This window comes from Vallitalea maricola (genome assembly GCF_036985595.1).
GTDB classification, from domain to species: Bacteria; Bacillota; Clostridia; order Lachnospirales; family Vallitaleaceae; genus Vallitalea; species Vallitalea maricola.
The window spans coordinates 42,051-63,039 of record NZ_BTPU01000013.1 but is presented as its reverse complement, the minus strand read 5'-3'; the positions used below and the strand labels follow the sequence as shown (position 1 = coordinate 63,039).

19 protein-coding genes are annotated in these 20,989 nt (G+C 30.9%); all 19 read left to right on the top strand.

What is annotated here, in order from left to right:
• The first annotated feature begins 11 nt into the window (after positions 1-11).
• The 19 genes from AACQ14_RS04975 (at position 12) to AACQ14_RS04885 (ending at position 20,512) form a co-directional block, all read left to right on the top strand.
• Positions 12-1,046 carry a metallophosphoesterase gene (locus tag AACQ14_RS04975; protein ID WP_339362475.1) on the top strand — a complete coding sequence of 345 codons (1,035 nt, stop codon included), beginning with the start codon at positions 12-14 and terminating at the stop codon, positions 1,044-1,046.
• Between the two features lie 204 nt (positions 1,047-1,250).
• Positions 1,251-2,402, top strand: coding sequence for a 4Fe-4S binding protein (locus AACQ14_RS04970; protein WP_339362474.1), 1,152 nt, complete (start codon positions 1,251-1,253; stop codon positions 2,400-2,402).
• 285 nt (positions 2,403-2,687) lie between these two features.
• Positions 2,688-3,671: a DUF5692 family protein gene (locus AACQ14_RS04965; RefSeq protein WP_339362473.1), complete on the top strand. Its 984-nt coding sequence runs from the start codon at positions 2,688-2,690 to the stop codon at positions 3,669-3,671.
• A gap of 506 nt (positions 3,672-4,177) precedes the next feature.
• A complete protein-coding gene (gene speA / locus AACQ14_RS04960; protein ID WP_339362472.1) occupies positions 4,178-6,094 on the top strand; it encodes a biosynthetic arginine decarboxylase in 1,917 nt (638 codons plus the stop codon).
• A gap of 15 nt (positions 6,095-6,109) precedes the next feature.
• Entirely contained in the window at positions 6,110-6,991 is an 882-nt protein-coding gene (gene speB, locus AACQ14_RS04955; RefSeq protein ID WP_339362471.1) for an agmatinase, read from the top strand.
• A complete protein-coding gene (locus AACQ14_RS04950) occupies positions 6,984-8,183 on the top strand; it encodes a saccharopine dehydrogenase family protein (RefSeq protein WP_339362470.1) in 1,200 nt (399 codons plus the stop codon). Before speB ends, AACQ14_RS04950 begins: the two co-directional genes overlap by 8 nt.
• Before the next feature lie 27 nt (positions 8,184-8,210).
• Positions 8,211-9,353 (top strand): carboxynorspermidine decarboxylase, encoded by a 1,143-nt coding sequence (gene nspC / locus AACQ14_RS04945; protein WP_339362469.1) that lies wholly within the window; start codon positions 8,211-8,213, stop codon positions 9,351-9,353.
• Positions 9,354-9,659: 306 nt separating this feature from the next.
• Positions 9,660-10,601 (top strand): 2-keto-3-deoxygluconate permease, encoded by a 942-nt coding sequence (locus AACQ14_RS04940; protein WP_339362468.1) that lies wholly within the window; start codon positions 9,660-9,662, stop codon positions 10,599-10,601.
• Positions 10,602-10,604: 3 nt separating this feature from the next.
• Positions 10,605-11,855 (top strand): four-carbon acid sugar kinase family protein, encoded by a 1,251-nt coding sequence (locus AACQ14_RS04935; protein ID WP_339362467.1) that lies wholly within the window; start codon positions 10,605-10,607, stop codon positions 11,853-11,855.
• Positions 11,856-11,860: 5 nt separating this feature from the next.
• Positions 11,861-12,841, top strand: a complete 981-nt coding sequence (pdxA, locus tag AACQ14_RS04930; RefSeq protein ID WP_339362466.1) for a 4-hydroxythreonine-4-phosphate dehydrogenase PdxA — start codon at positions 11,861-11,863, stop codon at positions 12,839-12,841.
• A gap of 89 nt (positions 12,842-12,930) precedes the next feature.
• Positions 12,931-13,686 carry a DeoR/GlpR family DNA-binding transcription regulator gene (locus AACQ14_RS04925; protein WP_339362465.1) on the top strand — a complete coding sequence of 252 codons (756 nt, stop codon included), beginning with the start codon at positions 12,931-12,933 and terminating at the stop codon, positions 13,684-13,686.
• 254 nt (positions 13,687-13,940) lie between these two features.
• Positions 13,941-14,480 (top strand): RNA polymerase sigma factor, encoded by a 540-nt coding sequence (locus AACQ14_RS04920; protein WP_339362464.1) that lies wholly within the window; start codon positions 13,941-13,943, stop codon positions 14,478-14,480.
• Positions 14,467-15,285 (top strand): hypothetical protein, encoded by an 819-nt coding sequence (locus tag AACQ14_RS04915; RefSeq protein WP_339362463.1) that lies wholly within the window; start codon positions 14,467-14,469, stop codon positions 15,283-15,285. Before AACQ14_RS04920 ends, AACQ14_RS04915 begins: the two co-directional genes overlap by 14 nt.
• Before the next feature lie 213 nt (positions 15,286-15,498).
• Positions 15,499-16,422, top strand: a complete 924-nt coding sequence (locus tag AACQ14_RS04910) for a helix-turn-helix transcriptional regulator (RefSeq protein ID WP_339362462.1) — start codon at positions 15,499-15,501, stop codon at positions 16,420-16,422.
• A gap of 55 nt (positions 16,423-16,477) precedes the next feature.
• The gene (locus tag AACQ14_RS04905; protein ID WP_339362461.1) at positions 16,478-16,834 is read left to right on the top strand and encodes a RidA family protein; all 357 of its coding nucleotides are present in this window, start codon (positions 16,478-16,480) and stop codon (positions 16,832-16,834) included.
• A gap of 112 nt (positions 16,835-16,946) precedes the next feature.
• A complete protein-coding gene (locus AACQ14_RS04900; protein ID WP_339362460.1) occupies positions 16,947-17,327 on the top strand; it encodes a BlaI/MecI/CopY family transcriptional regulator in 381 nt (126 codons plus the stop codon).
• Entirely contained in the window at positions 17,324-19,219 is a 1,896-nt protein-coding gene (locus AACQ14_RS04895) for a M56 family metallopeptidase (protein WP_339362459.1), read from the top strand. The genes AACQ14_RS04900 and AACQ14_RS04895 overlap by 4 nt, the downstream gene beginning before the upstream one ends.
• 118 nt (positions 19,220-19,337) lie before the next feature.
• Positions 19,338-20,120, top strand: coding sequence for a hypothetical protein (locus AACQ14_RS04890; RefSeq protein ID WP_339362458.1), 783 nt, complete (start codon positions 19,338-19,340; stop codon positions 20,118-20,120).
• 35 nt (positions 20,121-20,155) lie between these two features.
• On the top strand, positions 20,156-20,512 hold the full coding sequence (locus AACQ14_RS04885; protein WP_339362457.1) for a hypothetical protein: 357 nt from the start codon (positions 20,156-20,158) through the stop codon (positions 20,510-20,512).
• Positions 20,513-20,989 lie beyond the last annotated feature (477 nt).

Sequence of the window (20,989 nt, the reverse complement as noted above, 5' to 3'; positions counted from 1 at the left end):
GAGGGATGACAATGTATAATAATCCTAATTTCTACAAAGATAAAGATGACCATTTTGCTATAAATATTGGTGATGGACCATATAAAATATTGCAATTGACTGACTTACATTTTGGTTTTGGAATATTGTCTAGAAAACAAGATAAATTAGGTATGGATGCAGTGACTAAGTTGGTGGAAAGATCAAAACCAGACTTGATAATACTTACAGGAGATAGTATTTTCCCTTTTATATTCAAATCTGGTACTAGAAATAATATTAAACAAGCTAGAAGATTAGTTGGATTCATGGATTCATTTGAGATTCCTTATGCCTTTTTATTTGGTAATCATGATATTGAAATGGGTTCAAAAGGAAATAAAAATCAGATTTCAGATATCATCATAAATGGTAGATACAGTGTTTTTGCTAAAGGGAAAAAAGAACTTACTGGTGAAGGTAATTACATAATAAAACTCATAGATAAAAGAGAGAAAGTGCTTATGGCTCTTGTAATATTGGACTCAAATATGTATGGGGAAGGATGGTTCTTCAGTGGATTTGACTGTATACATAAGGAGCAGACAGAATGGTGTATGGACGAATTATCCAGACTTAAAAAACAAAATGAAAACCTAAAGGCTTTAGCATTTTTTCATATGCCATTACCTGAATTCAAAGATGCTTATGAAAAAATGAAGCTAGGGGATAAAAGTGTTGAGTATAATTTTGGTAGTATAGGTGAAAGCAACGATTATTTTGGTATATCAAAGAATAATTATAGTTTTTTTGAAAAAGCAGTAGATAATGGTATAATCAAAGGTATTTTTTGTGGTCATGACCATCTTAATACACTTTCACTGACGTATCAGGGTGTTATGATGACATATGGAATGTCAATTGACTTTTTGGCATATAAAAACATTAGAAAAAGATATACACAGAGAGGTGGAACTCTAATTACAATAGATAATGACGGTTTGTTTGAGGTGAAACCAGTACCTCTTACAACTGTTGTATCAGATTTTGTTAGAGGAAAAGTAAGTAATATTAATACTAATGGGTAATTAAATGAAAATGTATGAAGGCACCTAAATATTTGGGTGCCTTTAGTATAGTTAAGGTTTATCATTTTTGATAAATATACCACAAGTTTAACATATTCTTAACATAATTTTGTGGTAGATTAAAATGGTTATTAAGCATATAATTACATTAAAAAGAAATTTTGTGAACTATAATTACAAATAAAACATGAAGGAAAGATTATTATGAAGGAAAAAATTCAGAAATATCGCTTAAGCATTCAAATTCTATGTTTAGTTTTGACAATTACTTCATTTTTAGTTAACTCAGAAGTGGCTACCTTAGTATTTTTAGGTTTAGCTCTTTTATCAGGAGTATTCTACTGTGGTTGGATTTGTCCTTTTGGATTTATACAGGAGATATTCGGTAAGATAGGAAGTTTATTAGGTATTAAAAAAAGAAAAATGCCAATGCTCATACATAAGATTTTAGTATTTATTAGATACATAATTCTTGGACTTGTATTAATAATTGCATCGGATTCAATATTTAATATAATGGCATTTGACCCTAGGGCTAACTTTTTAAGGTTGTTATCATTTAATATGATAACCATTGGTGCAATTATAGTTATAAGCTTCTTTTCAATTGTAAGTTTATTCTATGAAAGACCATTTTGTAATTACTTCTGTTACCAAGGTGCTAGGTATGGTTTATTTAGCATCTTTAGACCTTTAACAATCAAGAGGAATGAATCTATATGTGTAATCTGTAAGAAATGTGATAATATATGTCCTATGAATATAGAGGTATCAAAATGCGGGAACTTAAGATCACCTCAGTGTATCAACTGTTTCAAGTGTATAACAAATTGCCCTGCAGAAGGTGCTCTAAGTTATGGAAAAATGGTTATAACCAAAAATGAGAAGAAGAAATATTTTGGTACTCTTACTGCAACAGTATCAATATTGATTATAGCTTTTATTGTACATAGTGTTTTCATTGAACCTAAATCTCAAGAGACTGCAACAAATCAACAGATAGAGACTGAAACAGTACCTTCTAATTCTGATGAGTCAGAAGTTATAACTGAAGAAGATACTAAAAACATAGGAGATGCTGCAGGTATAGCGGATGGTGTCTATACAGGTAAAGGTGATGGTTTTAAAGATATCATAATAGTTCAGATAACAGTAAAGAATGAACAGATTATCGCGGTGGAAGTTACAGAACAAAATGATGATAGAAAGTGGTTTAATAGAGCATATGGTATTATACCAGATACAATTATTGATAAACAAAGTACTGAAGTTGATGCTGTAAGCGGAGCATCGTTCTCATCAAAGGGAATTATAGATGGTGTTAAGGATGCTTTAAATAATGCAGATAAAAAGTAATAATTAACTCAACTTTCTTACTTCAATATTCTATGCAGATAAGCTAATTAAAGTGGAAAAGTTGAGTAATTAAATAATAACCAAAAAATAATATCAAAATATGTAACTTATAGAGAAAATATACTACAAAAACCGAAATTATTGACGACAAAATATATCAATGTTATAATTTTAACAAAGGCCATACGTTCTATAATGGTATAACCAAGAGACGCATGACATTTTATAGCCTGCGTTTACTACTTAATAATAAACGTAGAGATTGATATAAGGAGAAGCGTTAAAATGTTTACATTTAATTTTGAAGGCGGTGCGTCCGTAATTTCTGTTTGGCTTGTCTGGATACTAGTATTTGCTGTATTATTTGCTTTGAACGAGGTAACAAGGAGGTCTAAAACAAGTGGGTTTACAGCCTTTGTCATTTTGCCTATTGTACTTTCTGTTCTTTGGTTTACGGTATTAAGAGATACTACATATACAGACTGGTTTCATCTTGTTAAGGTATATTCTTCTACTGCAGGTTGTATTGGTTTTTGGTGTATCAGGCATCTACATGGAAAGAGCAAGAAGACTGGTAAACAATGGCATCTTTACAATAATCGGATAGCTCTTTGTTTTCCACCACTTATACTTGCAATCAATATTTGCGAAGCAGTAGCACGTGACATTGAAATTGGTGCCAATTACGTTAATGGGGGTTTTCTTGCTGATGAAGCAATGTATGTAGTTGGGGGAGCATGGAATTATATGAACGGAGCAGCTGGAATTATTAATATAATTACCATCACTGGCTGGTTCGGAATATGTATCCGTAAAATAACCAAGAAAGATAAAAGTCAGGATATGTTATGGCCGGATATGATGTGGTTCTGGATTGTAGCTTATGATATCTGGAATTTCGCTTATACATACAACTGTTTGCCAGGTCATGCTTGGTATTGTGGATTTGCTTTACTATTAGCTCCTACTGTATGTGCGTTTACCATTGGAAAAGGTGCTTGGTTACAGCATCGTGCTCAAACACTAGCATTATGGTGTATGTTTGCACAGACTTTCCCTGCATTTATTGATAAAGGTAGATTTGCGGTTTCATCAACATATAATACTACAGCTTTAACCATATGGAGTTTTGCTGCATTGGTAGCCAATGTTTCTGTACTTGTGTTCATGATTTATAAGATTGTGAAAACCAAAAGAAATCCATATGCTGGAGAACTATATGTGGATATGAAGGGGTATAAAGCAGTAAAAGCTCTTGCTAAAAATTAATACCAATAAAGCACTTTTTAGTATTTAAAATATTTTAAAGTGCTTTTTATAATATGGATATGATTATTTAATGAACTAAATTAGTGTACAAAAAAATGGATATCAAATATGATGAATTTTTTACTTGCAAAATAGAAAAAAAACACGTATAATGAAGCCAAAATAGCAATAGATATTAATAGTATAGTATTTGTAAAAAGGAGTTGGTCTTATCGGAAAAATAGTAAAATATAATAACGATGAAGGAAAGTATGACCATTATTAAGCTAATATTTTAGCACTTGAATATATTTGACAGTATGAACTTAAGAACTATATATTGTTGATGTTTGAGTTCACCATATATAGAGGTGATGCTTTTTTTGTCTACAAAAATATTTATAGTACAGCTTTGGGAAATACAGTAAAAATAAAAAGTGTACTATTTTTTTAGTCGCTTTTCTTACATGGAACGAGGCGTAGCCTCTTTTGTTTGAATTATAAATATAGAAATGAGAAAGGGTAATATGAAGAGAAAAGAAATACTTAATAGATGGGATATAAAAAAATCAGAAGAATTATATGGAGTAAATAATTGGGGAAGAGATTATTTTACCATATCTGAAACTGGTGAATTAATCATCAATCCTTTTACAAAAGAAAGTAGTGGTGTAAGCCTTATAGATATAATTCAAGGAGTTGAAGATAGAGGATTTGATATGCCTGTATTATTGAGATTCGAAAATATACTGGATGAACAGATATCTTCCTTGAATAATGCCTTTAACAATGCAATTGAATCTTTGGAGTATAAAGGTTCTTATAGAGGTGTCTATCCAATTAAAGTTAATCAACAGCAGCAAGTAGTACATGAGATTGCTAAGTTCGGTCAAAGATATCATCATGGTTTTGAAGTTGGTAGTAAGGCTGAACTAATTGCAGTGATGACTGAGATGAAGGACAAAGAAGCTAATATTATATGTAATGGTTATAAAGACTCTGAATTTATTGATTTAGGCTTGTATGCTATCAAAATGGGATATAACCTATTTTTTGTAATAGAAATGCCAGGGGAAGTTGAACTAATACTGGACAGAGGAAAATTATTGGGTGTAAAACCAAATATAGGTATTAGGATAAAATTATCAACAAAAGCTGGTGGGCATTGGACTGAATCTGGTGGCGATAGAAGTATTTTTGGACTTAATATGTCACAAGTCATAGAAATACTAGATTATCTGAAAGAAAAGGGAATGCTTGAGTGTCTGAAATTAATGCACTATCATTTAGGTTCACAGATTCCTAACATTAGAGATATAAGGGTTGCAGTTCTTGAAGCAGCAAGAGTATATGCTGAATTAGTTAAAGAAGGAGCACCAATGGGTTACTTGGATCTAGGTGGTGGATTAGCTGTTGATTATGATGGTTCGAACACTAATTTTACAAGTAGTCGAAATTATAATATAGATGAGTATTGTATTGATGTAATTGAGGCAGTTATGTCTGTTATGGATAAGGACAGCATCAATCATCCTATTATTATAACTGAATCAGGACGTGCCATTGTAGCATATTATTCAATACTTGTATTTAATGTATTAGATGTAACTAAGTTTGAACAATACGATATTCCAGAAGAGTTGCCTGAGGAAACACCTGAAAATATCAAGAACTTATTTGAGGTCTATAAGAATGTTAGTATTAAAAACCTTCAAGAAAGCTATAATGATGCACTTTATTATAGAGACTTGATAAAAGATATGTTCAATCATAACAATATCTCTTTAAGGGAAAGAGCTTTATCAGAGAAGATATATTGGGATTTGATATATAGAGTTTCTAACGAAATTCATAAATTGAAGTTTGTACCATCGGAATTAATTGATTTAGATGATGCACTAGCAGATATTTACTATTGTAATTTTTCAGTCTTTCAATCAATTCCAGATAGCTGGGCAATAGATCAATTATTTCCTATAATGCCGATTCATAGATTGAATGAAGAACCTACAAGGAATGCAGTAATAGCAGATATAACATGTGATTGTGATGGTGAGATAAATAAATTCATTGACCTGCATGATGTTAAGAAAACCTTGCCGCTACATGAGTTAAGAGTTTCAGAGGATTATTATATTGGTACTTTTCTTGTAGGAGCATATCAGGAGACTCTAGGAGATTTGCATAATCTATTTGGAGATACTAATGTAGTTAGTATAAGACTTGATGGAAAAGGTTCTTATGAATTTATAAATGAGATTCAAGGTGATACAGTAGAAGATGTTTTATCATATGTAGAATATAATACAAAAGATTTGAGAGCTAGTTTTAGGGAAAATGCAGAAACAGCTGTAAAAGCTGGTCTGATTACAGCGAAAGAACGAAAGAGTATTATGGAATCTTTTGAAGCAGGACTTAGAGGCTACACGTATTACGAAAGATAGTATGGAGGATTAAGTATGTTTATGTTAGACAAAAAATCTATCTATCAATACGAAGGTATAAATAGTATATATCATGATGCAGATATTGTGATATGTGGTGTTCCTTTTGATGGGACATGTTCCAATAGACCAGGAACCAGGTTCGGTCCTGATGGAGTAAGAACTGAGATTGATGGTCTAGAGACATATAGTCCCTATCAAGATGAAGATATGATAGATTATAATTATGTAGATGTCGGTAATATAGAAATACCCATAGGAAGTACGTCAAGAACAATGGGTTGTATTCATGAGAATATAAAGAGTCTATTGACAGATAATAAAAAAATAATAACATTAGGTGGCGAGCATTTAATATCTTATCCTATTGTAAAAGCCTTTGTAGAAAAATATAGAAATCTACATGTGGTACATCTAGATGCTCACGCTGATCTAAGAAGTGATTATCTAGGTGAGAAATTATCTCATGCAACTGTTATGAGGAGAATATATGAAACTCTTAATAATGGATATATTTTTCAATATGGTATTCGCTCAGGTACAAAAGAGGAATTTCAGTTTGCTCGCAAATATACAAAATTACAGGCATTCAATTTGGATGGTATTGAAAAAGTAAAATCAATTGTAGGTAATGACCCTGTATACTTATCTATTGATTTGGATGTTTTGGATCCAAGTATTTTTCCTGGTACGGGTACTCCTGAACCAGGTGGTGTTGATTTTAATGAATTGATAAATGGCATTATAAGTCTAAAAGATGTTAATATAGTTGGGGCTGATATAGTAGAACTATCGCCTCATTATGATTTAAGTGGTGTATCTAATATTGTAGCAGCAAAAACTCTTAGAGAAGTAGCAATAATCATGTCAAAAAGAGAGGAGCATTTATATGAGTAGAGTATTAATAATTGGAGCTGGAGGAGTAGCTAATGTAGTTGTTGCAAAATGCTGTCAAAATCCAGAAGTATTTCAAGAAATAATGATTGCTAGTAGAACAAAATCAAAATGTGATGCATTGAAAGAGAAATTTGATGGTGGTAAAACAATAATTACTACTGCACAGATTGATGCAGATAATACAGATGAAATTGTTAAGCTGATTAATAAATACAAACCAGAGATGGTTATAAATGTGGCATTACCTTATCAAGATTTAACAATTATGGATGCATGTCTTGAAACAGGAGTTCATTACCTTGATACAGCAAACTATGAGCCACCAAATATCCCAAAATTTGAGTATAAATGGCAGTGGGCATACAAAGAGAAGTTTGAAAAAGCTGGTTTAACTGCTATTTTAGGATGTGGATTTGACCCAGGAGTGACTGGTGTATTTAGTGCATATGCATTAAAACATTATTTTGACGAAATTCATTATATTGATATTCTTGATGCTAATGGTGGTGACCATGGATATCCATTTGCAACGAATTTCAATCCAGAGATCAATATTCGTGAAATTAGTGCTAATGGAAGGTATTGGGAAAAAGGGGATTGGGTTGAGACTGACCCTCTAGAAATAAAAAGAGTCTATAATTTTGACCAGATAGGTGAAAAAGATGCTTATCTCTTATATCATGAGGAATTGGAATCATTAGCAGTTCATATGCCTGGTATTAAGAGAATCAGGTTCTTCATGACATTTTCAGAAAAGTATATAACTCATTTGAATGTATTAAAAAATGTTGGGATGACTAGTATAGAGCCTATTGAAATAGATGGTGTCAAGATACAGCCCCTTCGATTTTTGAAAGCCGTTTTACCAGACCCAGCAACACTTGGACCTCGTACTAAAGGAAAAACAAACATTGGCTGTATTTATCAAGGTATCAAAGATGGAAAACCTGTTAGCTATTATGTATATAATGTATGTGACCATCAATCTTGTTATAAGGAAGTTGGTTCGCAAGCTATATCCTATACAACAGGAGTACCAGCCATGATTGGAGCAAAATTATTACTTGAGGGCAAATGGAAAAAACCAGGTGTTTATAATGTAGAAGAATTTGACCCAGATCCATTTATGGAGCAGCTAAACAAACAAGGTTTACCATGGAATGAAAGTTTTAAACCTGAGTTAGTTGATTAATAGTAAATGTAAAGGTTTGGTGACAGAATGAACGATAGAGACAAAGCATTGATAAAAAGCATAAAAACACCCTCTTATGTGTTAGATGAACGACTACTTATAAAGAATCTTGAACTTTTACAATCAATACAAGCAAAAACAGGAGCTAAAATATTACTTGCATTAAAAGGATTTTCTATGTATTCGGTATTTCCTTTAATAAGCAAGTATCTAGCTGGAATTACTTCTAGTTCCTTATATGAAGCTAAGCTTGGAAAAGAGTATATGAATAAAGAAGTTCATATATATGCTCCAGCCTATAGAGATGATGAGATTGATGAAATTGTATCTATAACAGATCATATAGTATTTAATTCAATCTATCAGTATAATAGATTCAAAGATAAAGTTGATAGATCACACAGGGAAATTAAGTGTGGCATTCGTATTAATCCAGAATATTCAGAAGTTGAGACAGAGATATATAATCCCTGTGCAATTAATTCAAGGTTAGGTACTAAATTGGAAGATATAGAAGGACACGATTTAGAAGGTATTAGCGGCTTACATTTCCATACCATGTGTGAACAAAATTCTGATACCTTAGAGCGAACGCTAAAAGTAGTTGAAGAAAAATTTGGTAGATATTTGTACCAAATGAAATGGATTAATTTTGGTGGAGGACATCATATTACTAGAGATGATTATGATGTGGATAAACTGATTAGTTTAATAATGCATATGAAAAATACTTATGACCTAGAAGTATATTTAGAGCCAGGTGAAGCTGTAGCACTAAATTGTGGTTTCTTAGTATCAAGTGTATTGGATATCGTAAAAAACAATATGGACATAGCGATACTGGATACATCAGCAGCGTGCCATATGCCAGATGTAATTGAAATGCCTTATAGACCACATATTATTGATTCGAAGTTACAGGGTCAAGGAAAATATACCTATAGACTAGGTGGCATGACTTGTCTTGCTGGTGATGTAATTGGAGATTATTCATTTAATCAACCATTAGAAATTGGAGATAAGCTTATTTTTACTGATATGGCTCATTATACAATGGTAAAAAATAATATGTTCAACGGTATTAATTTACCTTCAATATCTATAATGAATGATGATGGAATTAGAGTTATAAAAGGGTTTGAATATGAAGATTATAAATCTAGACTCTAAGTTAAAAAATAATTAAAATGGAAATATAATGATTAGAATAAACTGCAACAAAGAACAGTGTATTATGACTTTGTTGCAGTTGTTTTTTAGTTAAGTTAATTTAATATTAAGCAAAACGTACATATAAAATAGAGCTGTGACAAAGAATATATTACATTCTTTGTCACAGCTCTATTTCTATATTTGATTAAAGATATAGCTGATTATTATGATATTTAGAAAAATGCATTGACAATATAGTCAATTTATATTAAAATATTATCATAAAACATTCAAAAAAAGAATGTATATTGAAAGGAGAATAGTATGAAGATTAAACAGAGTATTGAAAAGATTCCTGGTGGTATGATGGTAATCCCACTACTAATTGGTGCCATAATCAACACTTTATTTCCAGCTTCATTAAAAATCGGGGGATTTACAACTGCTATTGCAACAGGAGCTGGACCGATGATTGGAGTATTTCTATTCTGCATGGGTGCCGGATTGAACTTCAAAGCAGCACCAAAAGCTATCATTAGAGGGTCGGCAATAACTTTTACAAAATTTGCAATTGGTGTTGGAATTGGTTTGTTAGTATCTAAGTTATTACCAGCTAATGGTTTGTTCGGTTTATCATCATTAGCGATAATTGCAGCTATGACAAATACCAATGGTGGATTATATGCTGCATTAGTAGGTGAATTTGGAGATGAAACCGATGTAGGAGCCATTTCGGTTATCTCCATCAATGACGGGCCATTTCTTACAATGATTGCACTTGGTACTGCTGGGATAGCAAGTATACCATTTATAACTCTTGTAGGAGTTATTGTTCCAATAGTACTTGGTATGATTATCGGTAATCTTGATCAAGAAATGAGAAAATTCCTAACAAAAGGCGGACCAGTCTTAATTCCATTTTTTGCTTTTGCTCTAGGAGCTGGACTTAATTTTACAACTATAATCAAAGCAGGATTCGCAGGTATCTTACTTGGTGTTATGACAACAGTTATTGGTGGTATATTCAATGTACTGGCTGACAGAGCTTCTGGAGGTAGTGGAATAGCTGGTGCAGCTGCATCAAGTACAGCTGGTAATGCTGTAGGGACACCTGAAGCTGTAGCTATTGCAGACCCTTCATTAGCAGCTGTTGCCAGTATTGCAACTGCTCAAGTTGCTGCTTCAACCATAACTACTGCATTGTTGACACCTGTCTTCACCTCATTTATAAGAAAAAGAATGAGGAAAAAAGATAAGGAGGAATAAGATATGAAGTTGGCTATAATTGCAGATGATTTTACTGGTTCTAATGATACAGGAGTTCAATTTGCCAAAAAAGGATTACATACTGTTGTTACAACCAATATTAATCAATTGATGGGTAATATAAGTGATAATGATGTAGTAGTATTTGATACAGAAAGTAGATTTGATGATAAAGAAACTGCATATAAAAAAGCAATTAAAATATCCAACAAAATAAAACAATTAGATAATGTATTGGTATACAAAAAATTGGATTCTACGTTTAGAGGTAATATTGGAGCTGAGATTGATGGATGTATGAAGGGGATGGGGTATGATTTTGCTGTTGTAATCCCTGCATTACCATCAAATGGTAGAAAAACTATAGATGGACATGTAATAGTGAATGATAAATTTTTACATGAAACTGAAATAGCAAAAGACCCCAAAACACCTGTAATGCAATCATATATTCCAGATATAATTGCAAACCAATGTTCAAGGAAAGTTGAAGTTATTAAAAAAGACTGCGATTATACTAAAGAACAACTCCAAAAAAGACTTATAGATTTAAGAAATAAAGGAACAGAAATTGTAGTTTTTGATGCAGAGTCTGACTTTGATTTGAAAATGCTTTCAGAAATGATTGCAAAAATTGATTTGCATTTTTTAATTGTAGGGACAGCAGGGCTTGCTGAATATATTACAGATGCTTTTAAATTGAAGATGCGTCAATCTATATTATCAATAATCGGAAGTGTCAGTGATGTTACAAGAGAACAGATTAACTATGCTAATACACTTCATGATATCCATATAATTGACATTTCTATACAAGATTTTTTTGATGATACTAAAAAAGAAATAATGCTAAAGACCATTCTACAGCTCATATGTGATAAAAAAGACATTGTCATACGTACTGCGAAAGATAAAAAAGATATACAAACAGCATGTGAATACGCAAAGACACAAGGTCTTAATAAGTATGAAACCAGCGAGTTTATTGCTCAAGGATTAGGTGAAATCACAGGTAAAATACTTAATGAAGCAAGTAATAATTTATCGGGGTTATTTATTACAGGCGGTGATACATTAATAAAAATTGCTAATTACTTAGATATTGAAGGTATGAAGATAATTAATGAAGTTCTTCCAGCAATACCAGTGGGAAGATTTGTACATGAGAAGTATTCTGACATAGATGTAGTAACTAAGGCAGGAGCTTTCGGCAACAGAAAAACATTTAGCGATATATTAGATTATTTGAGGTGAGTATAATGAAAGTTAAACCAATTATTTTAACAATGGGAGACCCTGCTGGTATAGGGCCAGAAATTATATTGAGTTGTTTTAAGGATAAAGCAGTAAGTAAATTACCAGTTATTGTATTTGGTGATATAAAGGTGTTATCTCTAATTAAGGATGGCATTGGAATGACTGGATACAAATTAAATAAAATAAATGCTGTAGAAGAAGCAATTTATTCAAGTGAAATACTTAATGTCCTTGATTTTGATAATATTGAAATGAAGAAATATAAGATTGGGCAATTAAGTAGTATGTGTGGACACGCTGCTTATGAATATATCATTTCAGCTATACAGCATGTGAAGGACGAAAAAGCCAGAGCTGTAACAACTGCACCAATCAACAAAGAAGCATTACATATGGCTGGACATAATTTCCCTGGCCATACAGAAATATTTGCTACACAATGTGGAACTAAAGATTATGCCATGCATCTATATGATGAAAAGCTGTCTATCATCCATGTATCCACTCATGTATCTTTGGAAGATGCCATAAGAACATTGTCAAAAGAGCGTGTCAAGAAAGTGATAGAACTTGCATACGATAATATGAAAAAAATATTGAACAGAGAACCTAGAATAGCTGTTGCAGGAATTAATCCTCATTCAAGTGAAAATGGTTTGTTTGGAAATCAGGAAAAGAATATCATAATCCCTGCAATTGAGGAAATGAATCATCTTAATGTTGTAGGTCCTATTCCACCAGATACAGTATTCTATAGAGGCATAAAAGGCGAATTTGACATTGTTGTAGCTATGTATCACGATCAAGGTCACATCCCTTTTAAAATGTATGCTTTCGAATCAGGTGTAAATACGTCAGCAGGGCTATCTGTACTACGTACATCTGTTGATCATGGGACAGCATTTGATATAGCAGGCAAAGGTATCGCTAATTCTATAAGCATGGTAAATGCCATAAAGCTTGGGGATAAACTGACTAATTAATGAGATTCGTACAGCTTGATTGTTAAAACGTTTGGTGATATAATACCAATATGTTTTACATGAATCTCTAAAGGTCAGGGTGTGAGTATTTGGCGAAGAAAATTACTGAAGTAGAAGAATATATATTTAAGAACAAAGAAGTAAAAGTTCAAGAATTGATGGAAGTTTTCAAGCTTTCTGAGAGTACTGTTAGAAGATACATCAATCAATTAATAGCTGATGACAAGATAAAAAAAGACTATGGCTATGTTACAGCAAATATTAATGATAATCTAGTTAATATAAAAGCAAGAATAGACTATCTTTCTGAAAAAAAGATATCAATTGCAGATTTAGCACAGCCTTATATAAAAGACGGGGATACCATATTTGTAGACTCAGGTACAACTCATATGCATCTTGCTGAAGTTATTGAGTCAAAACATGATTTGACTATAGTTACTAATAATCTTTTGTTTGCTATAAAAGTCATTGATACTGATTTGGATGCTAACCTTATTATGATACCAGGTAGCGTAAACAAAAAAACAATATCAGCAACTGGTGATGCTGCCATAAGGTTTATTGACGATTTCTATTTTGATAAATCATTCATTACCGCAAGTGGTGTTTCACTAGAAAATGGATTATCCAATAGAACTTTGCCAGAATGTGATATTAAGAGAAAAATTATCAGTCGAAGCAGATTGAACTTTGCTTTAGTTGATGATACAAAATTCAATCAGATTTATCCGTTTTCATTTGGAGATATTGGTGATTTTGATTATTTATTTACCAATAAGAAACCTGATGATAAATATATAGATTATATAAAAATTTTGAAAACAAAGATTAAGTGGTCTTAACCTTAACGTAGATAATTGCAATTATTATAAAACTTTTCTTTTTTGTAAAAGAGAAAAGTTTTATTTTTTTAACTTAAAATCATTACATAGAAATACTACTTTTAAAGGGTTGTTCTCATAAAAGATTTTTTGTTATATGAAACAATCCTTATTATGTTGAACAAAAAAGTGAACCATTTTTTATACTATGACAATATATAAGTGAAGGGCTATTAGAGAGGAGGTTATGGTATGCTGAAAGGAGAGAGATTGCTTTGGATATTGCTTATTTGAGCGATCTTATAGAGTTACATGGTAAAGCTATTTATAGTTTTTGTTATAATCTGACCAACGACAAGAATGATACAGATGACTTATATCAAGAAACATTTCTAAAAGCAATGGAGCTAAGCCATAAAATTGATAAAAATAATAATCCAAAAGGGTTTCTAATTTCTATCGCAATAGGGATATGGAAGAACAATTGTCGTAAATATGCTTGGAGGCAAAGAATAGCTCCAATACAAGAATTTAACGAAGAAGTAATTAGTGAATACATATCTATATGTAAATCAACTGTCGAGGATATAGTTATATCTAATGAACTACATAACATGGTATTGAACGCTACAAATACATTAGATAATAAGTTTAAAATACCATTATATATGTTTTATACAGCAGAAATGTCCATTAAAGAAATAGCTAGCGCATTGAAAATTCCCCAAGGAACCGTAAAAAGTAGGCTATATAAGGCTAGAAAGACCTTAAAAAAAATTTTGGAGTTGGAGGCTAGTAAATATGAAGAATCCTGAACAATTTAATAAATTATTAAAACAAGCCCTTTCACCAACAATAGAGCCAAATAAAGAAATAAATCAAAAAATTATTAATCAAATGAAGGAGAAGAAAATGATGAAACCAAATAAAAAAAGAAGGATATCAGTTGCACTTAGTGTTGCAATAATTTCATTCGCATTATCAATAACAGCATTGGCAGCTTGGCATTTACTTAGTCCTAAACAGGTAGCAGAACATTTTAAAGATGAAACTCTTGCAGATGCATTTGAACAAGAAAATGCAATAGAAATAAATGAGTCAGTTGTTTCGGGGGGCTATAATTTTACTTTGCTTGGTATAGTATCAGGTAAAGACATCAGTGATTTTGGAAATTGTGGGCAGAATATTAATTTAGAAAGAACTTATGCAGTGGTGTCAATAGCAAAAGAGGATGGAAGTAAAATGCCAGACATAAAGGATGAAGAATATGGTAAACAATCATTTTTTATCTCCCCTTTAATTAAAGGTCAAAAACCTTGGCAAGTTAATATAATGACTATGAATGGGGGATATCAAGATAGTGTTATTGATGGAATAATGTATAGAATGATTGAATGTGATGGGGTAGAGATATTTGCAGACAGAGGACTTTATCTTGGTATAATTTCCAGTACTTTTTATGATGTAAATGCTTTTAACTATAATGATGAAACAGGAGAAATAAGTGTTAATGACGGATACCAGGGAGCTAATGTTCTTTTTGATTTACCACTAGACATAACAAAAGCTGACTATGTAAAAGCTGAAAAATATCTTGAAGAAATGTGGGAAGATGAGTAATCTAAACTTAATAAAACCTACACTAGAATTGGATTAGTAGACTATTTAAGACTTACATATATAGTAGGATTTATAGTATTGTGATTACTTACTTATAAGGTGCTTACAAAAAGAAAGATAGATATATATGGGAAAACCTGATGTTAAAATATCAGGTTTTTTGATATACTAAAAAGGTACAAAAATAAGCACGAATTATAGGAGATTTTTCATATGAGAATAGATCGTTTACTAGCTATTACAACTTATCTTTTGAATAGAAATATTGTAACAGGCAAGCAACTAGCTGTGAAATTTGAAGTATCTGAACGTACTATCCAAAGAGACATAGAAACAATAAATATGGCTGGTATACCTATTGTATCATTAAAAGGTGTTAGTGGTGGTTATCAGATTATGGATACTTTTAGGGTAATGAAACAGCCAATGACCAATGATGATATAGAGGCAATTATAATTGCCTTGAAAGGACTAGAGACTACTCTTGAAGACGAACAGATAACTAAGACTTTAGAAAAAATAAAGTCCTTGTCATCTGATAATGATGAGATTATAAGTATAGATTTTAGTATAATAAATGAAAATCAATGTATAAGTAAATATATGAAAGCACTGTCAGATGCTATTGTCAATAAAAAAATGGTCACAATTAAATACTGTAATGCAGACCAATTGATTACTAAGCGAAACATTGAACCAGTTATGCTTAAGTACAAGTGGTATACATGGTATGTAGCTGCTTATTGTCTGGATAAACAAGACTATAGAATTTTTAAACTAAACAGGATTCAGGAGATAGTACAATCAAATATTAGTTTTAATAAACTACATATTGCTGAGAAAGGATTATTTGATAAATTATTGAGGAAGGATAATAGGAAATATATCCATATCAAACTATCCTGTAGTAAAAATGCTATGTATATATTAAAAGAATACATTCCCAAATGTACTATTGTTGAACTTGGTGAAGATACATATCTATGTGAGATGACATTACCAGAAAACGAACGTATGTGGTATGGGATTGTTTTATCTCTTGGAACAGATATTAAGGTTATAAGTCCTGTAGAATTAAAAGAAAGGATAGTGTTACATTCGAAAAAAATAATAGAATTTTATAATTACGACATATAGTTGTCGGGTATACTAATATATAATTATTCCAAAGTAAAAAATAGGAGGATTAATAATGATAACAAGATACCCAACACATTGTAATGATAGAACATGCGCTTCTTGCGTTGAAGCAGGAGGTTTTATTTTTCTAGCACACCATGCAGGGGGATTTGATAAGGATGATGTAGCTTATCAGTCATTGCAAACACTTAATGCTATGAAGGAGACACTGAATACAGCAGGAGCTTCCTTAACAGACATTGTTCATATTAATTTATATCTAAAAAATATAAAAGACCTTAGAGAAGCATGTGATGTGTTCTATGAAGTTTTTGGAGATGAAGTACCCGCAAGGATGACTTTGACGACAGATTTCTTTGATGATAGATGTTTGTGTATGATGGATGCAGTTGTGTATAAAAAGAAATAACAAATTGATATAATACCAATAGCAAGGGACTATTTTTTCTTGACATATAGGGGTTACAAGAGTAAACTGTATACATGTGGGTTACGAATGTAACCTGAAAGGGGAATTATATATGAGTAAATTAGTTTCGAAAATTTCTGACTCTGAGCTTCAAGTGATGCGTGTTTTATGGGAAGCTGGAACTGAACTTCCTATTGCGGAGATTAGGAAAACACTTGAGGTAAGAAGTGATTGGGATACATCTACAATAAAAACATTACTTAGGAGACTTTGTAAAAAAGAAGTTGTTCTAGCGACAAAGAAAGAAGTGTTTTACTATAAACCTCTAGTAACAGAAAAAGAATATAATGAATATAGTACACAAAAATTAATTGATAAGTTGTATTCAGGTAGTGCCAAGAATCTTATAGCTTCTCTTTTGGGGAGTAAGAAACTTGATGATGAAGATATAGAAGAATTACGTACATTATTTAAAGTAGGTGATGATAATTGAATGAAATAGTGAAGCTTTTAATATCCCTTTCATTATCAGGTAGTATTCTTGCATTATTGTTTTTAACTATAAAACCATTAATTAAATATAAGCTATCTAAGATTATACAGTATATAATATGGATTATAATTCTATTAAGATTTATTGTTCCTATTTCTTTTCAAGATAGTGTAATGAATAGGGTATTTAATAATAGCGAAAGTCAAATAGAAATTATTACGCCTAATAATACTACTCAGATTAATGAAGCAGATAAGAATTCAATAAAGCCCAATGTACCACAAGAGGTTCAAAAATATAAATCAAAAATTGCTTATAATACTGGTATTGGTGGTAAGGGATTAATAAATATTGCCAATAAATATATCTTGAACATATGGATATTGGGAGTAATCATAGTTTTTACTAAAAACATATATTCATATATAACATTTTTGATACATTTGAAGAAGTCCAATAAACTTGTTGGAGATAATGAAAATAGCATGTTAAGTAGTTTAATTGATGGGATTAGTCATGTAAGATTTTTTCGAAATCCAGATGTTGCAACACCTATGCTAATAGGGATTATCAGACCTTGCATTATAATTCCTGATGAGGAATATACAAAAATACAGCTTAAAAATATTCTTCTTCATGAGACAACACATTTAAAACATTTTGATATATGGGTAAAATGGTTAACCATGATTGCTGCTTCTATCCATTGGTTCAATCCTATCATGTATTTCATGAAAAAAGAAATCAATAATGCATGTGAATTAGCATGTGACGAAGCAGTTATCAAAAATCTGAGTAATGAAGAAAAACAAGCATATGGTGATACCTTGATATATGTTATTGCAGAGCACAAATACTCTAATTCAATATTACAGGCAACTATGTGTGAGGAAAAAAAGACTCTAAAGGAAAGGTTAATATCTATTATGAAGTATAATAAGAAATCAAAGATTGCAATAATTCTCTCTGCCATCTTAATTGTGGCTGTTATAATTGTTTCATTATTGTTAGGTACAGGAGTTATTAAAGGAGAGGATTCACCTCCTAATATCTATATCAGCGCAGAAAGGCAAAACACTAAAGAAGCAATTACAGGTAGTTATTCTTGGAAGAAAGGGAATGAACATATACAAGTAGACTCAATTGATCCAAATGATTTTGAATATGAATTTAATAATATAGTATCAGCAGCTAGTGAGGAACAGCTAATTATTAGTACACAAAAGATGAAAAAAGATAAGAAGTACGATTTTACCATAGAAGATATATCTATCTATAAAGATAATCAATTAATGGAAATGGATATGGTTGAACCTAATTTCATAAATGGTAACTTGTATATTCAATCACCTAATGAAAAAGGCGAATACATTTATGCTTTGACATTAAAATATAATAAAGGAATAGTTACATATGGATTCGTAGTAAGAGTCAATATGCTAACTTATGATTTGGAAAGTCTATCAGAATATAAAACACCATATGTAGGTGACAGTAGTAAAGTAAGTCATATAGCAGGTTTTTTACCACCTCCAGAAAAGACTTTTATGCAGCACTATATATCTATGGAAACAAGTGAAAAACCTTACAGTTTAACCATATTTTATGAATTAGCTCCTGATCTAGAATATAAAGGAGAATGGCCTATAGTAACCCCAGATTCAATTTTTGAAACGAATTCAAGAATTAATGCATTAGTTGTGTTTACCATGATCGATAATCTAGATGAAGTAACCTTCGCCTTTCGTAATTCAAGATCAGATGGAACACTAGATCAATCAAAATATAATACATCTTTTACATTTTCAAGAGAAGTTTTTGAGGAATATGGAGATCTCACAGAACTAGGTCATAATTTAGATTTACTAACAGATGTATTAAATGACTTATAAAGAAATATTATAGTTGATTTCTTTACAATCATATAATTGTAAGCTAAAATTAAATATAAGTATTACTGATTATGTGTAAATATAAATGATTTACTATAATTAATATAGGAGGTTAATTATGCTTTTTCATAATCAAACATTTGGAGATAGATTGAAATTCTTTGAACTGAATATTTGCGATTATCCAGTAGAATTATCTGAATCCCACATACATCATACCCACCCAAAACAAGTTATAAAGGGATTAAAAGAATTACAACAATTGTTTGCTAGAATATATACTTCAGTAGATGTATTTCAAGTAGATGACCCACTTAAAAGTTTACATAATGTTACAGAAACTATAATGTTCTTATATTCAGCAGGTGCTGTAGGGGAACTTAGTCAACAAGGAGCAAAGTGGTATTTAATGATTGATAAAAAGATTATAAAAGGTCACTATAAAAAATCTATAAACAAATTTTATCGGGAATTATTAGTTGGGCTATTAAACAAAATGTTAAGTAACTTTCCTCTAACTACTAAGATTAAGTTTCATGAATATTATACACCTCATTGGATGTTGCAATTTTATACAAAAGATACTAATGATTATGTTTTCAACCTAAATGTAGCAGCGGATACTATATGTCTTGAAATTCGTCTATCCATAGATACTGTAGAAAAATTAGCAGAGAAAAAAATGGAGATTAAAGGCAATTTAAGATCAGAACTAAATAAATTAGGGTGTATATCCTGCAATAATCAATGTAACAGAGAAAATTTAAATGAAAAAAACGGAGTCAATTATTGTACAGCATATTCTGAGGCAAGATTATTAATGTTATATATTAAATCTATGGAAGATGTGACATCAGCCCTTGAAGTATTGAATCTGGAAAACGAATATTTAAATTGGTAACGAAAGTTGTAATTATAGTAAGGTAGGTGGTTTACTTGATTATTATTTATGGCATGGGTCTATTTGCAATAATATACTTAGCAGTACGATTAGCAATAAGACCGTTAATTCCTATTAAAGATAAAGATATATCTAAAAAAGATGAAATAAGTGTGATTGATCTAAAAAATCTAGGATTGTTTGATAACGAAGAGATGGAAGAAATATTAATATTATTTCAAGCTAAAGGCAAAGATAATAAGAATAAGATTAGATATGAGAAATATCTCGATATACTCATTCAATTGAAAAATCTAGGATATCTTAATGAAGAGCAGTTACAAGATAAAATAAATCAATTAAAAGATTGTGAGTCTAACAATTTCAAATTTAAGGAATTTAGTACTTTCTAATTAAAATTATTAATTCAAATTCCCTATAGTGTATCACTAGATACACTTTTTAAAATGAGAGTATGGTAAAACTTTTATAGGTCAGGGGATTTGGTGATAAGTCACATTTACAAACATAATCCCAAATTAACAAAAGATTTTAGAAGATTATTTGAATGTTTATACGAAAATAAATTACCTAAATATTGGTAAAAAACTGTAATTGAAGCTGTTGGAGTCTATAGAGATATAAAATCTATAGACTTCTTTTATGCTGTATGAATATAATATTTTTCAACATTATGCGCTAATCTATTACTAAAACACAAAAGATAATCTATAAAAATATATATAAATGTTGACTTAATGTTGAGTAATGTGGTAAAATGTAAATAACAATTTAATAGATGTGGTTAAATGTGACTTGTATTTATTGCTAAGATTATAATTCTACATATGAAAAAGTTGTTTATTATAACATATCAAGAGGAGATGTAA

Excerpts from the sequence above, each read along its gene's own strand:
- AACQ14_RS04935 (WP_339362467.1), top strand. The coding sequence starts at position 10,605 with ATGAAGTTGGCTATAATTGCAGATGATTTTACTGGTTCTAATGATACA.
- pdxA (WP_339362466.1), top strand. The coding sequence starts at position 11,861 with ATGAAAGTTAAACCAATTATTTTAACAATGGGAGACCCTGCTGGTATA.
- AACQ14_RS04905 (WP_339362461.1), top strand. The coding sequence starts at position 16,478 with ATGATAACAAGATACCCAACACATTGTAATGATAGAACATGCGCTTCT.
- AACQ14_RS04950 (WP_339362470.1), top strand. The coding sequence starts at position 6,984 with ATGAGTAGAGTATTAATAATTGGAGCTGGAGGAGTAGCTAATGTAGTT.
- AACQ14_RS04900 (WP_339362460.1), top strand. The coding sequence starts at position 16,947 with ATGAGTAAATTAGTTTCGAAAATTTCTGACTCTGAGCTTCAAGTGATG.
- AACQ14_RS04970 (WP_339362474.1), top strand. The coding sequence starts at position 1,251 with ATGAAGGAAAAAATTCAGAAATATCGCTTAAGCATTCAAATTCTATGT.
- AACQ14_RS04940 (WP_339362468.1), top strand. The coding sequence starts at position 9,660 with ATGAAGATTAAACAGAGTATTGAAAAGATTCCTGGTGGTATGATGGTA.
- AACQ14_RS04975 (WP_339362475.1), top strand. The coding sequence starts at position 12 with ATGTATAATAATCCTAATTTCTACAAAGATAAAGATGACCATTTTGCT.
- AACQ14_RS04915 (WP_339362463.1), top strand. The coding sequence starts at position 14,467 with ATGAAGAATCCTGAACAATTTAATAAATTATTAAAACAAGCCCTTTCA.
- AACQ14_RS04910 (WP_339362462.1), top strand. The coding sequence starts at position 15,499 with ATGAGAATAGATCGTTTACTAGCTATTACAACTTATCTTTTGAATAGA.
- speB (WP_339362471.1), top strand. The coding sequence starts at position 6,110 with ATGTTTATGTTAGACAAAAAATCTATCTATCAATACGAAGGTATAAAT.
- AACQ14_RS04965 (WP_339362473.1), top strand. The coding sequence starts at position 2,688 with ATGTTTACATTTAATTTTGAAGGCGGTGCGTCCGTAATTTCTGTTTGG.
- speA (WP_339362472.1), top strand. The coding sequence starts at position 4,178 with ATGAAGAGAAAAGAAATACTTAATAGATGGGATATAAAAAAATCAGAA.
- AACQ14_RS04890 (WP_339362458.1), top strand. The coding sequence starts at position 19,338 with ATGCTTTTTCATAATCAAACATTTGGAGATAGATTGAAATTCTTTGAA.
- nspC (WP_339362469.1), top strand. The coding sequence starts at position 8,211 with ATGAACGATAGAGACAAAGCATTGATAAAAAGCATAAAAACACCCTCT.